Origin of the sequence: Candidatus Chlorohelix allophototropha (assembly GCF_030389965.1) — a bacterium.
GTDB lineage: Bacteria > Chloroflexota > Chloroflexia > Chloroheliales > Chloroheliaceae > Chlorohelix > Chlorohelix allophototropha.
Genome location: NZ_CP128399.1, coordinates 404,863 through 426,333 on the forward strand (window position 1 = coordinate 404,863; position 21,471 = coordinate 426,333).

A 21,471-nucleotide genomic window follows, 5' to 3' on the forward strand; every position below is an offset into this window, starting at 1 on the left:
GCGCATTATGCGCTTACTCGAAAAATTATCCCGCTACCTGTCCAATTATCGTCAGCGAACCGGACAACAACAAATGGCTGTTGCAACCGGGGCGGCGATTGAAGCGGGTAAGAGCCTTGTGGTAGAAGGTGGTACCGGGGTCGGTAAATCTATGGCGTATCTCCTGCCTGCGCTTATGGCGGTATCTGAAAATGGCGCTCGCGCTCTAATTGCCACCAGCCATAAACCTCTGCAAGATCAGATTTCCAAAAAAGATGTGCCGGTTGTAGCTCAATTGCTTAAAGAAGAGGGTAAACGTCCGCTCAAGTGGGTCACTCTCAAGGGTTTAAGCAATTATTTTTGCTGGCATAGCGCCGATGAAGAACAGGGCAAAATCGCGGTTGACCCGGTTGCTGCCAAAGTTATTCGCTACGCCGCTGCCGCCGGGCTTGAGTTTAACGGTGATTTTGAAGAACTTCCCTTTGATGTACCACCTGAAACCAAAGCGTTGCTGAGCGCTACCAGCGATGATTGCCTCGGCAAAAAGTGCCCTCAATTCAGCCGTTGCTACGCTTTCAAAGTACGCGAAGAAGCCGAAGAAGCCGATGTGGTTATAACCAATCATTCTTTGCTTACTCTCGATATTCAGAGCGAGGGCATGATTATTCCGGGTCAATATGCTTTCTATGTAATTGACGAAGGTCATAATTTTGAGGACAACGCCACCAAAGCGAATGGCTTAACCGTAACGCTGGGCGCTTGTCGCCGCTTTCTAAATAGTGATGCGGTAAAAACTGCCACCAAAATAGCCAGCGCCCGCATTGAAACTGCCCGTACTAACTACGACCGTTTGCAGCAGGCAATTATACAGCTTTGGAATTTACCCGCCGAGCAAACTCGTTTTAAGAGTTCGGGTGGAAATGAAGATGAAAACAAGCGGTTGCTAAAAACCGAAGTTCCATCCGGGTTAGCCTTAGCAGAGGATATCAAGAGCCTAGCGGCTTTAATCAGAGCCGTACCGCCCAAAACTGATGAGGAAGGGGCGCGTTTGCAGCGTATGGCGAAGCAAGGGCTATCACTGGCGGAACGGCTGGAGAAAATCTGCGCTATCGGCGACCCTAACTTGGTGTATTACGCCGAAAGGCTCAGCTATAGTCCGGTTGAAGCCCGCCGCCGCCCTGATGCCGCTGCCTATGCCATCAATGCCATGCCGATTGATGTAAGTGGCTATCTTGAAAAGTGGTTCGATGAGAATACGGTTATTGTAACCAGCGCCACGCTTTCAGACGGGCAGAATTTCGATTTTTTCAAGAAGCGGGTAGGAATACGCAATGCCGATACTTTGATTGTACCCAGTCCTTTTGATTATGCAGGGAGAGTTCGGCTGTTTTTCCCACGCACTGAAAATAATGCTGCAAACGGTGGCAAAACCTATGCCACGCTGACAGAGCAAATAACCCAACTGATTAACTCCGTTTCAGACGGACGAATACTGGTGTTGTTTACCAGTTATGCCGCTTTGGACTATGTTTGGCGAAGGCTGAATGACCATGAAGAGTTCCGCTTGAATCCGCAACGCCCCCTTTTCCGACAAGGGGAGTCGCAAATGCAGCGTATAATCTCGAATTTTCAGGATACTCATAATGGGGTTATATTCGGCACTCGCAGTTGGTGGCAGGGGGTAGATTTACCCGGTATGCGACTTCTGATTATAGATAAATTGCCCTTCCCCCAATTAAATGACCCGATTATCAACGCCCGTAATCAGGATATTGAAGCACGGGGTGGTAGCAGCTTTAACGAATTTATGTTGCCGATGGCAATTATCACTTTCCGGCAAGGGGCAGGTCGGCTGATGCGACAGGAAGACGACCGGGGCGTGATAGTAGTCTGTGATGATCGCATTGTGCGACAGCGTTATGGCGCACGCTTTATCAAGAGCCTCCCGGCTAGTATCCCGGTGTTGGGTTCAATTAAAGACTTGCACCCCTTCCTCGAATCTTTTGATTAAGCACAATTCCATGCTAAAACTAACGCAATCTCCCAACCGATTTTAATACAGGTTGGCATTTTTGTGACATTACTGTTATTATTTAACCCACTGTTAAACCGAAAGTAAAATGCAACGGAGGAAGGTGTTTTGACGAAAACTGCTTTGATTACCGGTATTACCGGGCAGGATGGTAGTTATCTGGCAGAGTTTCTGCTCGAAAAAGGTTATAAGGTTTACGGATTGTTGCGCCGTACCAGTATTATCATTGATGAGCGTATCCAGCATCTAATGAATCAGGTAGAGTTTCTGGATGGGGATTTGTTGGATCAACTCTCCCTTATAAGCGCGATTAAAACTTCCCAACCCGATGAGGTTTATAACCTTGCTGCTCAATCATTTGTGCCTACAAGCTGGCAACAACCGGTTCTAACCGGGGAATATACCGCCATTGGCGTAACCAAAATGCTGGAAGCTTGTCGCTTTTCGGATAAGCCTGTGCGTTTCTACCAAGCCAGCAGCAGCGAAATGTTTGGCAAAGTGGTGGAAGTGCCGCAAAAAGAAAGCACCCCCTTTTACCCTCGCTCGCCCTATGGTGTGAGCAAGGTTTATGGGCATTGGATCACCGTTAACTACCGCGAGAGTTACGATATGTTCGCTGTGAGCGGCATCCTATTCAATCATGAATCGCCAAGGCGCGGTCTTGAGTTCGTAACCAGAAAGATTACCAACGGTGTGGCGCGTATCAAGATGGGATTGGATAAGAAATTATATCTAGGTAATTTGGAGTCGCGGAGGGACTGGGGATTTGCAGGAGATTACGTTAAGGCAATGTGGTTGATGCTACAGCAAGACGAGCCTGATGATTACGTAATTGCTACCGGCGAAACCCATTCAGTGCGGGAATTTGTAGAACTCGCTTTCAAGCATGCCGGCATGCCGAATTGGGAAGATTATGTGGATATCAATCAGAAATTTATACGTCCTGCCGAAGTTGATTTGTTGGTAGGTGATCCTTCTAAAGCTTATGCGAAATTGGGTTGGAAGCCTACGGTCACTTTCGAAGGTCTGGCGAAAATGATGGTCGAAGCCGATATTGCGCTATACAAAAACACATTAGGCAAAGCCTAACGGGGTATAAATAAAAAGCGAGGGTGGCGAAAGCCACCTTTTTTATTGCTTTCTACGGATTACCAGCACAACGCTCAAAGTGATTGTGATTAGAGCAGCGGTGATACCTGTGGATGCCAGAACAATTAACAAGGCGTTGTTTGTCTCTGGATTTGCAGAAATAACGCTGATGGACGAATTGGAGGTAGGGCTGCCTTTGGGAATATCCGGCAAGAATCCTACTGTGGGATTGCCGATATTGCTGCTGGTGGGTAAAACAACAGCGGCTACGGTTGTAAGCGGAAGGGGAGAAGGTTGCGCAATGGTCGGCGTTGGCGTGGCTGCAATTGCTACTACATCGGAAACGGGATAACCGAGTGAGAGCTTCCATTGGCGATCTAGCTCATCGGTAGTTATGCCCAATACCGAGACAAGCGCTTCATCGTAGCTAACGCCGTTTTTGAAGGCAACCAGCAATTGCCCCAGTTTAGCCTCACCATATTTTTCCACGATATATTTCACTACATTTACGCTCTCTCCATACGACTGGTAAAATAATACAGGGTCGTTGGGAAATCGCCCGCTGATAGTACGAAGCGGTTGTAAGGTGCGTTTATCCACTCCTCGCTGAAAAGATTCGATCAGAAAGCCCTCCACCTCATCTTGGTTATACACTGCCAATCCCTCGTCCAACCACAAGGGTATGCCGTTATAAGGGTTTGAGGTTGCCTGATATACAATCAGGTGGCTGATTTCATGCGGCACGCTGCGCCCAATTTCTTTATCATCACCGGGTGGAATGAGCAGGGAGATTGCCCCATATTTTACATAGGCTTGCCCACCAACAAATTCTTCAGAATTGGGCGGTAGCGCAGTGTAAAGGGTACGCTGGTCAGGATAGACATGTATATTGATGGAACTGTTAGCCTTGATGCCATACTGGCTGGAAAGCTTATTCGCGGTGGCTTTGACTTTATTCAGGATAGCCTGACCAAATGCGTCACTACCTTCATACCAGCGTATGGTTATAAAGCCGCTGCTCAATTCTTTGAATGGAAAGCGTTCATCGTTGACAATGAATTCTTGTGCAGGACTATCATAGCGATCATTCGCTTGGGTGTAGAGTGTCCAATAATAGCGAATATGCACTCCGGGCGGGATAAATTCTTTCTGGGTATCAAGAATGTAACTGGCTGAAATCAAGGATGTATCTGGATTGAGATTTTGGCTGCGACTTTTAATGGCAACCTCACCTTGCAGTTTGTAATTTAACTCTATCTTGGAAAAATGCAGTAGGCTGTTATTAGTGGCATTAAATTCGAAGCTAACATTATCGGGAAAATTGGGTGTAGCGCGGTTGAGCGTTATATTTATTTCAGTTGGGAATACTTGCGAATCGGCTTGTGCCTGAATAGGGATAAAAAATAGCAGCCCAGCCATTGCTGCTAATAAATAGATAACAAATCGCATTGTTTTCATTATAGATAGTGCCGCATTACCACTAAGCCGACTATCGGAATCGAACCGATGACCTGCCGATTACGAATCGGCTGCTCTACCAGCTAAGCTAAGTCGGCGCGACAATTACTATATTAAAGTTTATAAGAACTGTCAATATGATTATCTGGGTACTACAAAAAATGGCTCTACCGGGGCAAAGGCACACTGTTCTTCGTCACCGTTCAGGCGCAATCGAAATTGTTCTAGCGCATTGCGGGCGGAATAACTGACTTTGCTACGGATAAGACTGGCAAATTCCTGACGTGGTACTTGCGCTGACAGCAATACCGATTCATAGCCAAGAGTTCCATCGAAAAGTTCATCACTTGGTTCGCGTTGGTTCATCGCAAATTCACCGGGATCTTCTTTTTTCCGTTGCTTTTCTAGCTTCTTTTCTTCTTTTTCGCGTTTTTTCCGGTCTTTTTCAGTTTCAAAGGGGGTTGAATCTTCCCTTAGACCGAATTTGCGCAGTCCGCTAGGGCGTGTATGTGTATCTAAAGGTACAAGGTTTACACCCTCAACAGGATCATGATCCATCCGAACCAGCACTACTTCCAGCGTATCAATTCCGGGCAACATTTCGGCAGCTTTGACAAGGTACAAAGCCGCTTGTGAGCATAATTGGTCTTCGTAATCCTTGAAATTTGCCTGTAACTTTTTTTGGGTGCTATTAGTGGCGCTTATGATCGGCGGAAAAGGCGCTCTGGCTTTAATCTGAAAACGGCGAGTTTCAGGTGAATAATTCAGATAGGTAATTGGTTGGTCGCAAAGCTCATACAGCATTAAATCATACATAGCTTGTTGGTCGCGTTTTTCTACCAACTCGACTATTGCTTTTTCCTTGCGGGAAATTACTTCCTTTTGCAAGGATTCTAAAGAGCGCGGATCAAGGAAAGGCAAGCGCGCATACTGGACATATAGTTCGAGGTGTTCGCCTTCATCTGAGAAGCCCACCGACTCTATCATTCTTTTAGTATTGAAATAAGCTTTGTTGATGTAATAATATGGTAGTTCAAGGTCGCGGCTGGTGCGCGCCCCTTCCCGCATTATCAGTGCATGCTCGGTAAAATCGATAAAATATCCATCTTCTTTTACGTTAATGCTATAAAGACCACTATTCCCGGTGCGTTTCTGAGGCATGCGCCCATGTGCTACATACCGCCGGTTCTGCTTAAAGGACACAGCTACCAACCTTTCCAGGCGATAATAGAAATTCTTGCTTCTCTTTTGCGCTAATTATACCACAGGCTGAACCGGGCTTGAGCTATGCTATAATCAATTAGATTTGTGCTGAAGATCACTTGACATAAATAAGGATAAATTATTAAGATGTCTATAGAAATAAAAAATATTGCGGAAGCACGTCGTTGGAGTGAAGAAAAGCTTCAAAAAGTGGGAATATATGCCAGCCAACGCGGCTTTTGTGATGTATATTGTTTCGAACCGGGGCAATTTCAGAAAATGCACAATCATGAAAACGCCGATAAAATCTATATCGTGTTAGAGGGACAGGGGCGAGTCGTGGTTGACGGTACAGATTATATTTTGGGAATAAATGATAGTGTAGCAGTTCCGCCCCCGCTACCACACGGGGTCTTTAACGATAGCGATGAGCGTCTGGTAATACTGGTTTTCCTGTCGGGTGATTACCCGCGCCAGTAGTTCGGAACTCAAACCCGCTTCGTTGCGTTATATACATGGTTGGGTAGTTATTTTGGAGGGTATTTTTTCTGTTCTCCCTCAAACATAGTATAATGACGTTGTATTTAGCTAAACAAATTATCAGGCTGAAAGAGGATACACCTCATGACGCAGGCTCAAAGAACCCTTAATAATCGTTATGAATTGGTAGCCAAAATTGGTGATGGCGGCATGGCGGTTGTTTTCAAGGCGCTTGACCATAAGCTCAACCGTACAGTTGCTGTTAAAGTTTTAAGAGAAACCTTTTCCAGCGATCAACAATTTTTATCTCGGTTCAACCGTGAAGCCCAATCTGCCGCTTCTTTGAGCCATCCTAATATCGTAAGCGTATATGACGTAGGCGAAGATGGTAATTTCCATTACATCGTAATGGAATATATCGAGGGAGTGAGCCTTAAAGATTATATAACCAGTACCTCACCTTTGCCGGTTAATCAAGCGGTTGAATTTGCCATTAAAATCAGCAATGCAATCGGCTACGCCCATTCCAAAGGACTGATTCATCGCGATATTAAGCCTCAAAATATACTGCTGACTACTGACTTTGATATAAAAGTTACAGATTTTGGTATTGCTAAAGGTCTCGGTGATGTTACGTTAACCCAAACGGGTTTTACTCTCGGTACGGTGCATTATTTCTCGCCGGAGCAAGCACAGGGTAAGCCTGCAATGGCTCAAAGCGATTTGTATTCAATCGGGGTTGTCTTATATGAGATGTTAACCGGGCGCATTCCATTTGAAAGCGATAGCCCGGTAGCGTTGGCTCTAAAGCATATTGAAGAACCCCCTCCTTCGCCGCGCCGCTTCAACCCTAATATTCCGGTGCCGCTTGAGCAACTTGTGCTGAAATCTCTGGCAAAGAACCCCACTGCTCGTTACCAATCGGCTACTGCTTTTACGCAGGCGCTCAAGGAATTTGCGCAAGCAAGCGAGATGGGTACAATGGCAGTGCCACGTGCTCCCGGTTCGCCAAGTAACCGACCTCCCACCGCAAGGGTAGAAGAAGATTTTGCTTCGCCAACCCCGCCCAAGCCTCCAATACGCCGTCCTTCAGACCCAGAGGCTTATTCGGCTTACGCGCAAGGTAGCGGTTATGATCCTAATCAGGAATTCCGCCGCCGTCCTACTGCCGGGCAGGGCAATTACCCACCCAATAATTATATTGATAATCAGGCAGATTTGGCGCGCAGATATAATTCCCAATCTTCACGGTCTATATCGACCGAAGACCGATATGATGAAGAGACTTCTCCTAAGCGTGGATCAGGTTGCGTACCTTGGGTAGTGGGTGGCTTGCTAATGGTGATGTTAGCCGGATTGGTGGTATTGTTCTTTGTATTTCTCTTACCGCCCCTAACCAAACCCTCCCCAACCGCCACGCCAGTATTGCCTACCGCTACATTGGGACCGGCAGCAAAAATAGTTATGCCGGATGTCAGAAATAAAACGCTGGATGAGGCAGAAACTGCGCTCAAGGCTGTCGGTTTACAACTCGGCACTACCAAAACCCAGTTTGATGATAAGGTTGATGGTGGAAAGATAATAAGCCAATCGATTGCGCCTAAAGCGCAGGTTGATAAGGGTGCAAAAATAGACCTTGTAATTAGTCAGGGGGTAGATGCGGTGGAACTGCCGCAGCGTTTTATTAATACGCCTTTTGACAAAACCAAAGAAGCTATTGAAAATCTTGGTTTGAAAACACAACGGGTTGACCAACCTAGCGATTCGATTGGTCCCGGTGCGGTAATCAAGACCGACCCTGAAGGCGGTCCGGGAGTAAAAGTGCCGCGCAGCACTGTTATCAAAATCTTTGTCAGTAGCGGCCCGTTACCTACTGCCACGCCTGTACCGCCCACTGCCACACCTGTGCCACCTACACCTGTTGTTAGTCCCACTCCTAAAGTGGTGGTAACGGTTCCAAGCGGTCTGATTGGCAAGAAACAAGCCGATGCTACCAAGCAGTTGGTAGATGCTGGTTTTATAGTTGATGTCGTACAGTGGAATCTAGACGATATTAAACGCCAATTCCCCGGCGATCAGGTCGCGATTGATACTTGGAACACTCTTAAAGAAGGCGATGTGCTTGGTATAAATCCGCCTGCCGGTACTAAGCTGGACAAAGGCGCAAAAGTAACATTGGCAGTTAAAAAGCCCTAACACTTTTCTGTCGGTTGAAGCTATAGTTAATACCCTCCTCGTCTAGAGGGGGGTATTTTTATCACTATTGTGGTTAATCCAGTCAGGCAACAACACTACTTCTAACTAAACATTCCCTCTGTTGTCTCCAGACCTTACACCACTGTCAACTTCCCACCACGCGCTTAAAGTTAACAATAACAAATCCCTTGCCATAGTGTTAGGACATCTCATCTCAAGGAAATAGCTTATATTACTAGAAAAAATAATGATACTCACGTCTCATAATATCAATTGTGCTGGCTTGCCGTCAGCCTGAGTTACGTATTAAATCGGATGTGGATGAAATAAAATTGTTTTAAAAGCAAGTGTGAGTCGAGATTTTCTTATGTAAAAAATATTGTCGGCGCTCTACAATGTATTAAGTATAAGCTTGTCCCATCCTTGTATTCCCATTATAATACTCTAGCAGTTTAGCAAGGCTTATCCTTTGTTAAGTTATATTGTGGTATCTAAAATTGAGGGTAATCTCTAATGCCCACACCCACCAAACTGCAAGTCTTTCTTTGCCACTCCTCTGGCGATAAAAAGATGGTGCACACGCTATACAATCGTCTCAAAGCTGAAAACTGGTTAGATATCTGGCTGGATAAAGAAAAATTATTACCGGGTCAGCGGTGGCGTGATGAAATCGAAAAGGCTGTGGAGCAGAGCCACGTAATTCTGGTGTGCCTTTCACCCGAATCAATCAACAAAGAAGGCTTTGTCCAGTATGAGATTAAAATTGCTTTGGATCAGGCTGATTATATGCCGGAAGACCGAATTTTTATCATCCCTCTCAAGCTAGCGGAGTGCATGATACCGCGCCGCTTGCGAGAGTGGCATTGGGTAAATTACTATGAAGTGGGTGCGTATGAGAAGTTAATTAAAGCGTTGCAAGTACGCGCCCTGCAAATGGGGGTAGAATTAGCGCAACACCCTACTACTCAATATCTTCCTGTTCAAGCTTACCGCCAGATAAGTCCCGAAAAAAAAACTTTCCTATTAAATCTGAAACCTTCTAACTGGCTGATTGGAGGGGGTGTGCTGGCAGTAGCGTTTGTGCTAGTAATGGGACTGCTAATAGCAACAGTTTGGGCGAACTCTAACTCGAAACTAGATGCCACTGCCACGTTTGTACCACCTACCTCTACTGTTAGCCCCACACCTAAAATAGTGGTGACGATTCCAAGCGGTCTTATCGGCAAGAAACAAGCCGATGCTACCAAGCAGTTGGTAGATGCCGGGTTTACAGTTGATGTAATGCAGTGGAATTTGGACGATATTAAACGCCGATTCCCCGGCGATCAAGTGGCGATTGATACTTGGAACACCCTAAAAGAAGGCGATGTATTCGGTATGGATCCTCCTGCCGGTATTAAACTGGAAAAAGGCGCAAAAGTGATACTGGCAGTTAAAAAGCCCTAACACTTTTCTGTCGGTTGAAGCTATAGTTAATACCCTCCTCGTCTAGAGGGGGGTATTTTTAGAAGAGGTAGTAGGCATGTCCCAAGAACAAGATTTGGAACGAAAACAGCACCGTAAATTTGCAGTAGCTTGCTTTAATCTTACTTGGTCGCTAATGGAACAAAAAGAACGCAGCGAAGCCGATGACGACCGGATGTTGCATACGGCTTTTGCCTCGCGTTTTCACTGGGGTGAAATCGGCACTCCCCTAGAATTTGCCAGAGGCGAGTGGTTATTGTCGAGGGTGTACACGGTGCTATTGCAACCTGATCCGGCACTTTTGCACGCTCACAAATCTCTCGCAATTTGTCTTGAAAATGGCTATGGAGACTTTGACCTTGCCTACGCTTACGAAGCTTTAGCCCGTGCCTATGCCTTACTCGGTCACAAGGATAAATTGGGGCTTAACCTCAATCTGGCAAAAGAAGCCGGGAAAAAAATAGCCGAACAGGATGATAAGGATATATTTTATAGCGACCTCAAAACTATTCCCGGCTACGAAGAATAAAAGAAATTAAAACACCCCTATGCTATCTCAATCTGCAAGGGATATTTTAAAAGTTTACTGGTTATTAGCTGCCCGGTATCAGCACCAGTTTTCCGGTAGTGGCGCGTCCTTCCAAATCAATATGTGCTTGTGCTGCTTGTGATAGTGGGTAGGTATGCTCTACCCGCAGCTTTAATTTACCCGCCTGTGTCCAATTCAGTACATCTCCGGCGCGGGAAAGCAGCACAGTTCTATCGGCGATATAGTGTCCCAACGTAGGGCGAGTCAGGAAATACGAACCGCGCATCAGGATGATGGGGTCTATTGGGGGTACAGCGCCACTGGATGCACCGTATAGAACCAGATAACCAAATTGTTTGAGCGAGTTAAGGCTTTTGTCAAAGGTGGTTTTTCCCACTGCATCGTAAACAACTTCTACCCCTACTCCTCCGGTCAACCGCTTAATTTCAGCTTCAAAATCCTGTGAATTGTAAAGGATAACTTCGTCTGCGCCTGCTTCTTTAGCCAGAACCGCCTTTTCTTCGGTCGATACGGTGGTAAATACCTGCGCTCCTAGCATTTTACACATCTGGATTAATAACAGACCGACTCCACCTGCTCCAGCATGCACCAGCACACTATCCCCCTCTTTAACTGGATAGGTGGTGTGGCAGAGGTAGTGCGCTGTCATCCCTTGCAACATTGCTGCCGCAGCGTAGCGAAAATCCATTCCGGTAGGAACCGGAACCAGTTTTGAAGCGGGTACAGCCGCATATTCGGCATAGCTACCGGGAACATTGGTGTAAGCTACCCGGTCACCGACTTTAAATTCGGTAACTCCCTCTCCAACTGCTTCTACCACGCCCGCGCCTTCCTGACCGGGTATAAGGGGCAGATTATTGGGATAACGCCCGGTGCGGTGATATACATCTATAAAGTTTATGCCGCTGGCAGCAAGCTTGATAAGCGCTTCTCCGGCTTTGGGAGTAGGATTAGGTACTGCTTTATAGTTTAAAACTTCAGGTCCCCCAAATGTTTCTATTTGAATCGCGTACATGATTCCTCCTTTGAGGCTTTATTGTAGGTAGATTTGAGCAATATATCTAAAAAAAGCTACGCTGGAATTATACTATCACGCTGAGCTATATGCAGCTCACAAAATAATAAATCCCCTGTGCGTGACTATTCACAGGGGATGAGTGATGTGGAATGGACGTGATTAACGTCAGATATTGTTCATTTGCGCCCGGTTGTTACCGAAAACAGACCGACTTCCTCAATTCTGCTTTCGACCTGTTTGAATCCGGCTTCTCGCCCCCATAAATCCATCGCTTCAACCGAGCGGCAGCGCATTACCCAGGGTATCCCATCCCGGTTTGGTAATACGTTGGCGATAAATTCAAGTTGCGGGTGGCGATTCTGAGCGGTGTAAAAGATTGCCCCGCCAGGAGTGAGAAATTTGTGCAAGGTTTTGAGCGATGTGCGAATGATTTCATCCTCAAGCATCAATTCGTACAGTCCTGAAACTACGATTACATTAGGCGCAGACCCAAGCGTGGCATTTGTAGGCGCAGGATTGAAAGCATCGCCCTGTTCATAATGGATGTGCTTAATCCCGGCTTCCTGTGCCTGTTGTAAGCCCTGCACAACCCCTGCCAGCGAGAGGTCGCGGCATAACACTTCGACATCGCCCTTCTCTTCGCCGATTTCCTGCAATAATTCCTGAAGGTAGCGACCGGGTCCGGCTGCAACATCGAGAATACGAGTTTTGATTCCATCAGCGCGGTTTTTTTCAATTTCAGATTTCAGCATTTGTTTCAGCAATACACGCCGCGCCCGGATACCTCTCCAGCCGATTGAATTCAGGTAGAAGCGATCTACCAGTTTGCCAACCAGTAATGTTCCGTGAGCTTTATTTACATACACATAGTCAAGCATATTGCCGCTATCGAAGCCGAAACGGTATCCGGTGCGAACGCCTTTGCTGGTACGTCCGAAGGTTGCGAATCCGGCTTTCACCACAGCCCATTTAATTTTCCCAAAAACCCCCGGTTTCCGCACTTCAATTTCATGCGCTTTTGGTTGGTTAACTGCATTATTATTCAGGGTTGTCATTTTGGTGCCTCTTTCTTTTGAAATTTATTGATTAAAGACCTATGATTGTTTCTAACCTTGATAAGTAGAAAACCAGTGGCGCTACAAATAACAAACTGTCTATCCGATCGAGCAACCCCCCGAAGCCGGGAAGGAAATTGCCCGCATCTTTTACTCCACTTTGCCGCTTTAGCAATGATTCAAACAGGTCGCCGCATACACTACCGACTGCAATTCCTAACGCAAGCAGGAAGAGTAACCACCAAGCCATTTCGGTGAGGGCGAAAGAGAATAGCGCGATTGCAATTCCTGCGCCCATTAAGTTACCGACTACTCCGCCCCACGTTTTGTTAGGGCTGAGCTTGGGAGAAAGTTTTGGGCCTCTCAGCGATTTGCCGCCGCAGAATGCGCCTATATCGCTCAACGCTACGCCAAGCCCTATTGCGAGGGTTAAGCCGGGTCTTTGTCCGGTTTCGAGCGCTACCAGATGCGCTGGTAACCATCCGGCGTACAGATAAGCCGAGAACCCGCTTGAGGCTGCCATAAAACGCTCTTTAAGCTCACGCTCATCCTTAAGGGGCAGCAATGCTACAAATGCCCAGAAGAAGAAAGCGATGGCGGGCGCAATGGCTATTTCAGCAGAACCACAGACCAGCACCAGCGCCAGCGTCAACCAACCACATACCACCGCGAGATATTGGTGCATTTTCGGCAGGTTAAACAACTTTGCATATTCGGCGATTCCCTGCCAGATAATGAAAGCTACCATCGCGGCGGTGGTTAGTGCGCCAAATAGAACTGCACCACCATAAACGAAGGCGATGATGAGCCAAGTGCGATAACGCTGCCACAATACTTGTCGGGGAGTGTGTCCGATAGCCATTGTTCCACTGCCGGCTACTTCAAGCTGTTTTTGCCGCAAGCTTACCAGCGCCAGCGCCACTCCACCTAGACTAAACAGGAGAGTCAGAACCGTTATAACCGGGATTGTAACCGGGTTATCGAGCGGGTTTGTCACAATTTCCGCTTTCATTTCTGTCCATCCTTTGCCGGGTTCAAATCCCGGTAGCTCCAACGAAATCGCTGTACGATAGTGATCAGTATTCCGATACCAAAGACCACCAGCAGCCAGTTCCAGACAATCGCTCCAAAGAAGGCGACAAAGGGCGAGAATAGCGCCAGATAAACCATGCGGTCGGCTTTAGCCAGTAACCCGCCAAACTGCCGTTTTCCTCCGGCAGCTTTCGCAGCCGTGCCGAGGTAGCTGTTCAACAGCACCAGTACCAGCACTCCCCATCCCAGTGGGACGATTACCTGCGGATTCAAAGCCAGCCCAACCAATACCAGCAAGTCGGCAACTCGGTCACTGAATTCGTTGTAAAGCTCACCCCATGGGCGAGCTTTGCCGGTGCGCCGCGCTACCAATCCATCTAGGGCGTTCGCCGCAATCCGGGCAATGACCAGCGGGGCTACTACCAACGCCAGCCACGACCAGTGAGCCGAAAAATAAAGGGCTATTCCCGCCAACCCTGCAAATACCACACCACTCAGGGTTACATAGTCCGGGTGAACCTGTCGCTTGACCAACGCATCTTCTATGCCTTTCAAACGCCTTTGCCACCACGGTTTTATGGAATAAATGCCGCCAAATTGCTTTAACATTTATATACCTAGCCTTTTAAGCTGCTCGATTATGAGTGTCAATTGTTTCTGCGCCCGCCATCCGGCGCAATTGTTGCTCCATTGTGGTGTTGATTTCTGTTGTGCTGGCAGTCTCGGAAAAGCGCATCGGCTCGCCAAAAGTTACCGTGATGTGCTGGGGGCGAGGAAAGCGCGCGCCCTTTGGCATTGCTTCAAACGTGCCTTCAAGATGTATCGGTACTACCGCCACGCCGCTGTGTTTCACCAAATGAGCGGCACCCTTTTTGAATTCGTGCAATTGCCCGTCAACGCTTCGCGTGCCTTCTGGGAAAATCAAAATGTTTTTGCCGTCTTTCAACAGGTGTTGAGTTTTCATCAGGCTGGTAAAGCAGCCATCGCCTTTTCGAGAAAATGAGATGCAATTGAACAAGGTGCTGACCAACGTGCCTTTCCAACCCCTGCTATAGAAGTAATCGCTGGCAGCGGCGACTTTGGTTTGTACCTTTTGCTTGTTCGGCAAAGCCTTCAAGATTGACAGTGTATCTAAATGGCTGGAGTGATTAGCGATGAATACTACCGGGCTATCCAAATTGGTCAGGTTTTCTTCCCCGCATACCTTCACTGGAACGATTACTCGCATCGCCGGGTAGAAGGTAACTTTTCGGATTGCTTCCCCGATGTGGGGCTGCATCATCTCAAAAGCTTGTATCATTATGGTTTTCATCGCTGTACCTCTTTATTTTTGTTGCTTGTCGTTTGTTCTCTTTCCACTACCACCATACCGCTAATAGACCTGTCATTTACAGGTCTTGAACTGCTTGAAACTGGAAAATTACTGCCATTTACTGCCAACTTGAGCTCAAAGCCGTAAAAACGACTTTTTAATTGTAGAAAAACAGGAATGAAATGGGGGAGTGGTCACAAAAAGAAAGAGGGCTGCTGATGAAAAAGCAGAAATAAAAAAGAGCCGGGAAGTTAACCCGGCTTTGCATATGTTAACAATCCAGTTCGCCGCGCAAAACGGTGATTGCCTTGCCCAGTAGTCTGGTTCTATCGCCGTCCACTATGGCTTGCACCACTCCACCCCGTGCGGAAGCCTGATAAGCAATAAATTCACTTTTGCTGAGCTTTGCTTGCCAGTATGGGGCAAGGCAGCAATGCGCCGACCCTGTGACTGGGTCTTCATTTACGCCGGAAGCGGGTGCAAAGAAGCGCGATACAAAATCATAGTTTTTAGAGGCACGCGCCGTTACTATAACTCCGCGTGTTTCGATACGAGCAAGCGCCGGCATATCGGGTTTGAGCAACCTAACTGCTTCTTCAGACTCAAGCTCAACAATATAATCCATACGATTTTGCCCTATGAAAAGAGGTGTAGCGCCGAGAATCGTGGCGAAATCAGGCGGACTTACAACCGGAACGGCAGGTTCAAGCGGAAAATTAAGCTCAATCCATTCACCTTTAAGGTTGGCAGTGAGCAAGCCGCTAAGGGTATAGAATCTAGCTTGCTCTTGCGGTTTGAGGTAGCCTTCTTGCCAAAGCACATGCGCACTGGCAAGGGTGGCATGTCCGCACAATTCCACCTCAAGCGCAGGAGTAAACCAACGCAGACGATAACCGTCACTTTCTGGGAGTAGGAAAGCCGTTTCGGACAGGTTCATTTCGCGTGCTACATTTTGCATCCACTCGTTATCTCGCGGTGCAACTAATACACACACGGCGGCGGGATTGCCGGAGAAGGACTTATCGGTAAAAGCATCTACCTGTACAATGCGTTGTGCCATATTAATCCTCGCTATAACTCTCTAAGAAAATCTTCCAGCCTTTGCAATGCTTCGGGCATATTTCTGCGTCCAAAACCAATCCTGAAATTATTGTTGTTTTCAGAATACAATGTGCCGGGTAGCAGCAATACGCCTTTCTTTTCTACCAGTTTGCGGCAGAAATCTGCCACTGGCACGCCTTTTTGCAAGCGGGGAAAGGCAATCGGTCCGGCAAGCGGTTTTTGCCATTGGAAATAATCCTGCCATTGCTCGAAAAAGCGGTCAAGCAACTGCAAATTCTCCTGAATTATTCCCAGATTTCGCGCTAGAATTTTCTTGCTGTGTCGCAGGGCAAGCGTGGCGAGAAATTCGCTCGGTGCGCTATTGCAAATAGTGGTATAGTCCTTGAAAGAGGCGATTTGTTTGAATATCTCGCGATTTTGGGTGGCTATCCAACCGATTCGCAAACCCGCCAGCCCATAGGCTTTGGACATTACTCCTAGCGAAACAGCGTTTTCGTAGAGGTTGCAAGCAGCAGGCAAGCGGTTTTGCTCATCGTATTCCAGCAACCGATATACCTCATCCGAAAATAGTAACAGGTTGTGCTGACGCGCTATTTCGATGAGACGCTCGAAATCGGTATGGCTCATTAGGTAGCCAGTAGGGTTGTGCGGACAGTTGATTACGATTGCTCGCGTATTCGGGCGAATAGAGCTTTCAAGAAAATCTAAATCCAGATTCCAGCCCGATTCTTCCTGTGCTACCCAGTGTGTAACCTCACAGCCGATTGCGTCCGCTATCTCAAAGAGCGACTGGTATGCCGGGTAATGCACAATAAGGTGGTCGCCTTTTTCCAGCGCGGCGTGCATGAAAATAAAGATGGCTTCTTCTGCTCCGCTAAATACCAGCGTTTGGGAAGGCTCAATCTGCTGGTATATATCAGCTATCCCCGCTCGCAATGCCGGATTACCCGCAGATTCGGTGTAACCTAACCATAAATCATGAAATTCTTCGGCTGCGCCCGGTTCGTAAGCCAGCAACTCTTTTATTGACATAGACTCAAGGTCAGAAGAACAGAGCAGATAGGGGGCTTTGAACTCCCAATCGGCGAAATAGCGTTCGAGTTTGAAATCCGGTATCCTCATAAATTCACCTATCTAAATTGGCGAAACAACCAAACCGCTAAAACCCCGATTATCATTGCCAGCAACAGGTTACGGGTGCGTACTGCAATTGCCCCGGTGATTATGCCCGCTGCTAATTCCGCCAAACCGCCTGTAAAAAGCGCGGGGGCGATCATTGAAATAAAAACTGCACCCGGTACATAGCGCAAACCAGCCTCAAATCGCGGTGAGAGTTTTATTCGCCCCATCATCCAGAGTCCGCCTCCGCGAGTGGCGTATGTAACCAACCCCATACCTACAATTATCAGAAATACTTCAAGACTTACGTCCATACGTCCATGCTCCCATTAGGCTTCCGGCAAACCCTCCCGCCAATATGTACCATTTACCCGGCAATGCCTGTGAGACAACGATTGCAACCAGTGCCGCTACTCCCCACGGCAATAAATCGCCTTTGCCTCGCCATAATCCCAACAAAAGAGCAATAAAAACGGCGGTAAAGGCAAAATCCAACCCGTATTTTGCCGGGTCTTGCACCACACCGCCTAGCAGTTGCCCTGCAATGGTAGAGCCATTCCAGGCTGTAAACGCAACGATGCCACTACCGAGTAAAAACCCCGCGTTACGTCTGCCGTTCATGTATTCGCCCATAGTCAACGCCCAGCTTTCATCGGTCATGAGATAAGCGGTGAGGTAGCGTTTAAGGGGGCTTAATTGGGAGAACCAAGGATAAAGGGCTGCACCCATCAAAACATGGCGCAAGTTGATAATCAAAGTGGTGATAATGATGCTGGCAGCAGGTAAGGGCGCAATCCACATGCCTAGCACCGCAAATTGAGCCGACCCGGCGTAAACCAGACTGCTCATCAAGAGGGCTTCGAAGGGGCGCAAACCCGCTTGACCGGATAGGACTCCGAAAATCAATCCATATGCAAATATACTTATGCCCACCGGGAAAGTACGCTTGATTCCGGCGATTACCCCGCGCATGTCATAAGTTACAGGTTCTACTTCAGGAGAAATTTCGCTAACAGTTTGTTTAGACATGCCCCAAGTATAGCAAAAGACTTGGGGCATGTCCTGATACATTTGGCGGATATATACGAGGACAATTATCCAGCTAATCGCCTACCCCAGCGTACCAGCCACAAGCCGAGTTTTCGCCGCAAAGGTTGGGTAGGTTGCGCCGCAAAGCTGGAAATAGCGAGTTTGGAGAGCGTTTCTTGCTCGGCTTCTTTTTGGTAGAAACCGATTTGTTCACGGGCTTGCGCTACCAGAAAATCATAGTTTTCGCCCATTTACTTTAACTCCTGTTCCTCGCTCTAATTATTTTCCAACTCTGCCAGACGCGCCATACCCTCTTCAACCGTCATTTCGCCCCGTTCAATCGCTTGTAGAATTTCAAGCTGGGTAAATTTCTTTGCGACTTTTGGCGCAGGAGAATCAGTTTTAGCGTTTCCCAAACCTTCTTCTACTTGTACGCCCGGTGTAGCGGGAGGCCAATTTACCGAAGCATTACCAGAGTCAGCCTCACTTTTTTGCTCTGCTTTTGGCATGAATTCTGTTCTAGCAAAAGGTGGCATCGGCGGCACAGGTGGCATCGGCGGAATCGGAGGCCAGTTTTGCTGAGGAGGCTGTGGCGGAGTAGGCGGAATCGGTACTCCGGGCTGATCGTAAATACCTACATCTATTCTTCCACTGACCGTATTAATCATAATTTTACGACCTCCTCCATTCATATCTACTTTAGACTGGCTCTGTCCGGGTCTATTTTTATTAACTATCCAACCAATTTCAGGCTGAATCTGGATTTTTCCGCTGAGCGTACGACTTTCGATGGTGGCGCGGGTATTGCGTTTCAGCATAAGTCGTACGCTGCCACTTACATTGTTAATTCGAAAATCGGATTCGCTTGCTTCGGCAACTGCCGTTTCTACAAAAATGTTGCCGCTGGTACTGGAAAGTTCCATCGTTTTCAAGCGACAGTCCAGCAGATTTATACTACTGCTGGTCATTTTGGCGGTTATGCCACCTGTCAATTGGTAGGCTTCTAGTTTGCCGCTCATCCCTTTTAGTTGTACTTCACCGTTCAAGTTGCGCAAAGTAAATTGCCCGCTGGTACTTTTTAGGTTACAGTATCCGCTCATATCGCTAACTTCGATAGACCCTGATACGTTCTTGACCTCTAATTCAACATGGGTCGGTATTTCGACAAATATTTCAATGGGTCTGCCAAATACGCTTTGCATGGTTTTATTGATGAAGTCACCAATCCCCGTAAAAACGTCGGTATCAACTTCAAAATTACCCCATTCCCAGCCTGATTGGTGCTTCTCTTGCCTGACTTTTTCCCGCCACTCATGCCGTTCTCGCCTTGCTTCATTTCTCTTGCGTTCATGCTCGGTGCGATCTCGAAAAGCCCAATCGCCGGTATTACCTCCTGAGTCGTAATCGCCGCCATACCAACCTTGCGCTACATCGGGGTCTTCGCCTTGTTTCCACTTGGTATCGAAGCGAAATTTTAATTCTTTATCGGGGCGGGTTGATATTTCTACGGAACGCCCGTCACTTGCAAGCTCAATCTGTGGTGGGAAGATAGCGCCATCCTGATTTATGGCGCGTACTCTTATAATCGGTTCAGAAGTACCTTTAACCCGGATATTGCTATCCAGCCCTACTATTTTTACAAAGCGCAGACGGCTAGGGTCAATTGAAATGACTTGTTCAGAATTATTATCGCTATATGTTTTTTCTTCATATTCCGGCATGGCTTATTCTCCTATAGTATTTGGGGCAGCCGCCCGGTTATCCGAATTATCGGTGAGTTTTTGCGTTGCCATCAATTGTTGAGCCTGCGCCGCCGTAATTTTTCCCTGACTTAGCATTTCGAGAATTTCCCGGCGCGAGTCGGGTAATGGAACAGGTTCATAGCCAAGCGCAACAATTAACTCATCGAGTTTTTTAATAACGGTAGGATAAGAGATGTTAAGTAATTCCTGAATGGCTTTGTTTTGACCGCGTGCTCGGATGAACACTTCCAGAAATTGCAATTGGTCGGGGCTGAGATTCTGGAATGAGCCAAGGCTGAATTTCCCATCCAAGCCGGAGCCGCAATTTTCGCATTCCAGACGGGTGATATGCATTTGCTCGTTGCAAACCGGACATTGCCCGCTGATATGACATTTTGAAGTTACCATAGGTTGTCTCCATACGCGCTTAACTATTTAATATAAATTCACGATAACACTTAATATTATTAACCAACTACTTAATATTATTAAGCCCGCATAATAAATATACTTCCGTTTCAGAGGCTTGTCAATATCTTTAGATAAGAACTTAATATATTTAAGCATGTAATTAATATAATTAAAAAGCTCCGAATAACCGGAGCTTTTTAAGTCATTTTATTTATTGGAAAATCGAGCTATTTTATTAGTTTCGGGTTTCCAACCAACAACCTATAACTTCGAGGGGATGTGAGGTAATTTTTGTGGCAAGCTGATAATCCAATTCGGAGGGAATTAGAACTGTATCGCCTTTATTCAAGGGCTGTGTTACAAACTCGCTTGAAGGAGAGCTTAAATCTCCTTTGCCCCCCAGCACGGTTAACACAGTAAAACTTTCTGCCGCTGCCTTAAGCTGTGCCTGTTTTTCAACTTGCCATAGAGTAGCGGTGAAATAGTCGCAAGCGACCAATTCGGCAGCGTGATAACCCTTATAACTAATACTTTCAGCATGGGTAACTTTGAAATTGCGGTAATCGAGGTTTATAGCCTGTACGCCCTTTTCTACGTGCATTTCCCGTTCTGTTCTACCCCAATCATACAGGCGGTAGGTAATGTCACAGTCTTGCTGCAATTCGTAAACTACTACTCCTTCGGTAAGGGCATGCACTATACCGGCGGGTAGAAACAGCACATCCCCCTTTTTTACGGGAGAACGTTGCACGTAGCGCAAAAGATCATTGTGTCGAATAGCTTCAGCTAAATCTTCGCGGGTGGCAGGCGTATTATTAAGGCTATAGCAGATTTCCGCACCTTTTTCTGCTTCTATAACATACCAGAATTCGGTTTTTCCAAAGGGGTAATTTTCCAGTCGTTGCGCCATTGCATCATCAGGATGAACCTGCACCGAAAGATTCTGGTGGGCATCAATGAACTTGACCAGCAATGGAAATTTGGGGTAGCGCATAGCTGCTGCACCAAACAATGCCGTACCATAGGTCTCAAAAAGTTCGGCAAGTTTTTTACCGGAGAACGCACCATTAGTAATGATACTACTGGAATAAGCTTCCCAGCTTTCGCCGAGCTTTGCGCCCTCTGCGCCTTTGCGCCCCAATTTGTTCGCCAACCAGCGCCCACCCCACACAACTTCTTTGACATATGGCTCAAGCCGGAGTGGGTATTTGGTCATAGCAGAGTCCGTTTCTTTCTTTAT

At 47.0% G+C, this 21,471-nt stretch carries 21 protein-coding genes and 1 tRNA gene; 6 read left to right on the forward strand and 16 right to left on the reverse strand.

Annotated features, from left to right (window positions below):
* Positions 1-7: 7 nt before the first annotated feature.
* Together OZ401_RS01855 and gmd are read left to right on the forward strand one after the other, a co-directional pair.
* Complete coding sequence (locus tag OZ401_RS01855) at positions 8-1,990, forward strand: ATP-dependent DNA helicase (protein ID WP_341469012.1); 1,983 nt, start codon at positions 8-10, stop codon at positions 1,988-1,990.
* A gap of 129 nt (positions 1,991-2,119) precedes the next feature.
* Positions 2,120-3,100, forward strand: a complete 981-nt coding sequence (gmd, locus tag OZ401_RS01860; RefSeq protein ID WP_341469013.1) for a GDP-mannose 4,6-dehydratase — start codon at positions 2,120-2,122, stop codon at positions 3,098-3,100.
* A gap of 42 nt (positions 3,101-3,142) precedes the next feature.
* Here gmd and OZ401_RS01865 read toward each other — a convergent pair whose 3' ends face one another.
* From OZ401_RS01865 to OZ401_RS01875, 3 genes are all read right to left on the reverse strand, one after another.
* Complete coding sequence (locus OZ401_RS01865) at positions 3,143-4,558, reverse strand: peptidase MA family metallohydrolase (protein WP_341469014.1); 1,416 nt, start codon at positions 4,556-4,558, stop codon at positions 3,143-3,145.
* Between the two features lie 25 nt (positions 4,559-4,583).
* Positions 4,584-4,656, reverse strand: a tRNA-Thr gene (locus tag OZ401_RS01870).
* A gap of 43 nt (positions 4,657-4,699) precedes the next feature.
* Positions 4,700-5,761: a hypothetical protein gene (locus tag OZ401_RS01875; RefSeq protein WP_341469015.1), complete on the reverse strand. Its 1,062-nt coding sequence runs from the start codon at positions 5,759-5,761 to the stop codon at positions 4,700-4,702.
* Positions 5,762-5,908: 147 nt separating this feature from the next.
* Here OZ401_RS01875 and OZ401_RS01880 point away from each other — a divergent pair, with 147 nt between their 5' ends.
* The 4 genes from OZ401_RS01880 to OZ401_RS01895 all read left to right on the forward strand — a co-directional run bounded on the left by OZ401_RS01880 (position 5,909) and on the right by OZ401_RS01895 (position 10,430).
* Entirely contained in the window at positions 5,909-6,241 is a 333-nt protein-coding gene (locus OZ401_RS01880) for a cupin domain-containing protein (RefSeq protein WP_341469016.1), read from the forward strand.
* Between the two features lie 144 nt (positions 6,242-6,385).
* Positions 6,386-8,437, forward strand: coding sequence for a Stk1 family PASTA domain-containing Ser/Thr kinase (gene pknB, locus OZ401_RS01885; protein WP_341469017.1), 2,052 nt, complete (start codon positions 6,386-6,388; stop codon positions 8,435-8,437).
* 513 nt (positions 8,438-8,950) lie between these two features.
* Entirely contained in the window at positions 8,951-9,883 is a 933-nt protein-coding gene (locus OZ401_RS01890; protein ID WP_341469018.1) for a toll/interleukin-1 receptor domain-containing protein, read from the forward strand.
* Between the two features lie 76 nt (positions 9,884-9,959).
* Positions 9,960-10,430, forward strand: coding sequence for a hypothetical protein (locus OZ401_RS01895; RefSeq protein ID WP_341469019.1), 471 nt, complete (start codon positions 9,960-9,962; stop codon positions 10,428-10,430).
* A 64-nt stretch (positions 10,431-10,494) separates the two neighbouring features.
* Here OZ401_RS01895 and OZ401_RS01900 read toward each other — a convergent pair whose 3' ends face one another.
* The 13 genes from OZ401_RS01900 to OZ401_RS01960 form a co-directional block, all read right to left on the reverse strand.
* Positions 10,495-11,466 (reverse strand): quinone oxidoreductase family protein, encoded by a 972-nt coding sequence (locus tag OZ401_RS01900; protein WP_341469020.1) that lies wholly within the window; start codon positions 11,464-11,466, stop codon positions 10,495-10,497.
* Between the two features lie 179 nt (positions 11,467-11,645).
* Complete coding sequence (locus tag OZ401_RS01905; RefSeq protein WP_341469021.1) at positions 11,646-12,524, reverse strand: class I SAM-dependent methyltransferase family protein; 879 nt, start codon at positions 12,522-12,524, stop codon at positions 11,646-11,648.
* A gap of 31 nt (positions 12,525-12,555) precedes the next feature.
* Positions 12,556-13,536, reverse strand: coding sequence for a phosphatidate cytidylyltransferase (locus OZ401_RS01910; protein ID WP_341469022.1), 981 nt, complete (start codon positions 13,534-13,536; stop codon positions 12,556-12,558).
* On the reverse strand, positions 13,533-14,165 hold the full coding sequence (locus OZ401_RS01915) for a CDP-alcohol phosphatidyltransferase family protein (RefSeq protein ID WP_341469023.1): 633 nt from the start codon (positions 14,163-14,165) through the stop codon (positions 13,533-13,535). Before OZ401_RS01915 ends, OZ401_RS01910 begins: the two co-directional genes overlap by 4 nt.
* Before the next feature lie 16 nt (positions 14,166-14,181).
* Positions 14,182-14,868, reverse strand: coding sequence for a lysophospholipid acyltransferase family protein (locus tag OZ401_RS01920; protein WP_341469024.1), 687 nt, complete (start codon positions 14,866-14,868; stop codon positions 14,182-14,184).
* A gap of 271 nt (positions 14,869-15,139) precedes the next feature.
* Positions 15,140-15,928 (reverse strand): PhzF family phenazine biosynthesis protein, encoded by a 789-nt coding sequence (locus OZ401_RS01925; protein ID WP_341469025.1) that lies wholly within the window; start codon positions 15,926-15,928, stop codon positions 15,140-15,142.
* Positions 15,929-15,939: 11 nt separating this feature from the next.
* Positions 15,940-17,052 (reverse strand): aminotransferase class I/II-fold pyridoxal phosphate-dependent enzyme, encoded by a 1,113-nt coding sequence (locus tag OZ401_RS01930; protein WP_341469026.1) that lies wholly within the window; start codon positions 17,050-17,052, stop codon positions 15,940-15,942.
* An 8-nt stretch (positions 17,053-17,060) separates the two neighbouring features.
* A complete protein-coding gene (locus OZ401_RS01935) occupies positions 17,061-17,363 on the reverse strand; it encodes an AzlD family protein (protein ID WP_341469027.1) in 303 nt (100 codons plus the stop codon).
* A complete protein-coding gene (locus tag OZ401_RS01940) occupies positions 17,347-18,078 on the reverse strand; it encodes an AzlC family ABC transporter permease (RefSeq protein WP_341469028.1) in 732 nt (243 codons plus the stop codon). The genes OZ401_RS01935 and OZ401_RS01940 overlap by 17 nt, the downstream gene beginning before the upstream one ends.
* Positions 18,079-18,143: 65 nt before the next feature.
* Positions 18,144-18,329, reverse strand: coding sequence for a hypothetical protein (locus tag OZ401_RS01945; RefSeq protein WP_341469029.1), 186 nt, complete (start codon positions 18,327-18,329; stop codon positions 18,144-18,146).
* Positions 18,330-18,353: 24 nt separating this feature from the next.
* Positions 18,354-19,799, reverse strand: coding sequence for a DUF4097 family beta strand repeat-containing protein (locus OZ401_RS01950; RefSeq protein WP_341469030.1), 1,446 nt, complete (start codon positions 19,797-19,799; stop codon positions 18,354-18,356).
* A gap of 3 nt (positions 19,800-19,802) precedes the next feature.
* Entirely contained in the window at positions 19,803-20,228 is a 426-nt protein-coding gene (locus OZ401_RS01955) for a DUF2089 domain-containing protein (protein WP_341469031.1), read from the reverse strand.
* Positions 20,229-20,466: 238 nt separating this feature from the next.
* Complete coding sequence (locus OZ401_RS01960) at positions 20,467-21,447, reverse strand: type I phosphomannose isomerase catalytic subunit (protein WP_341469032.1); 981 nt, start codon at positions 21,445-21,447, stop codon at positions 20,467-20,469.
* Positions 21,448-21,471 lie beyond the last annotated feature (24 nt).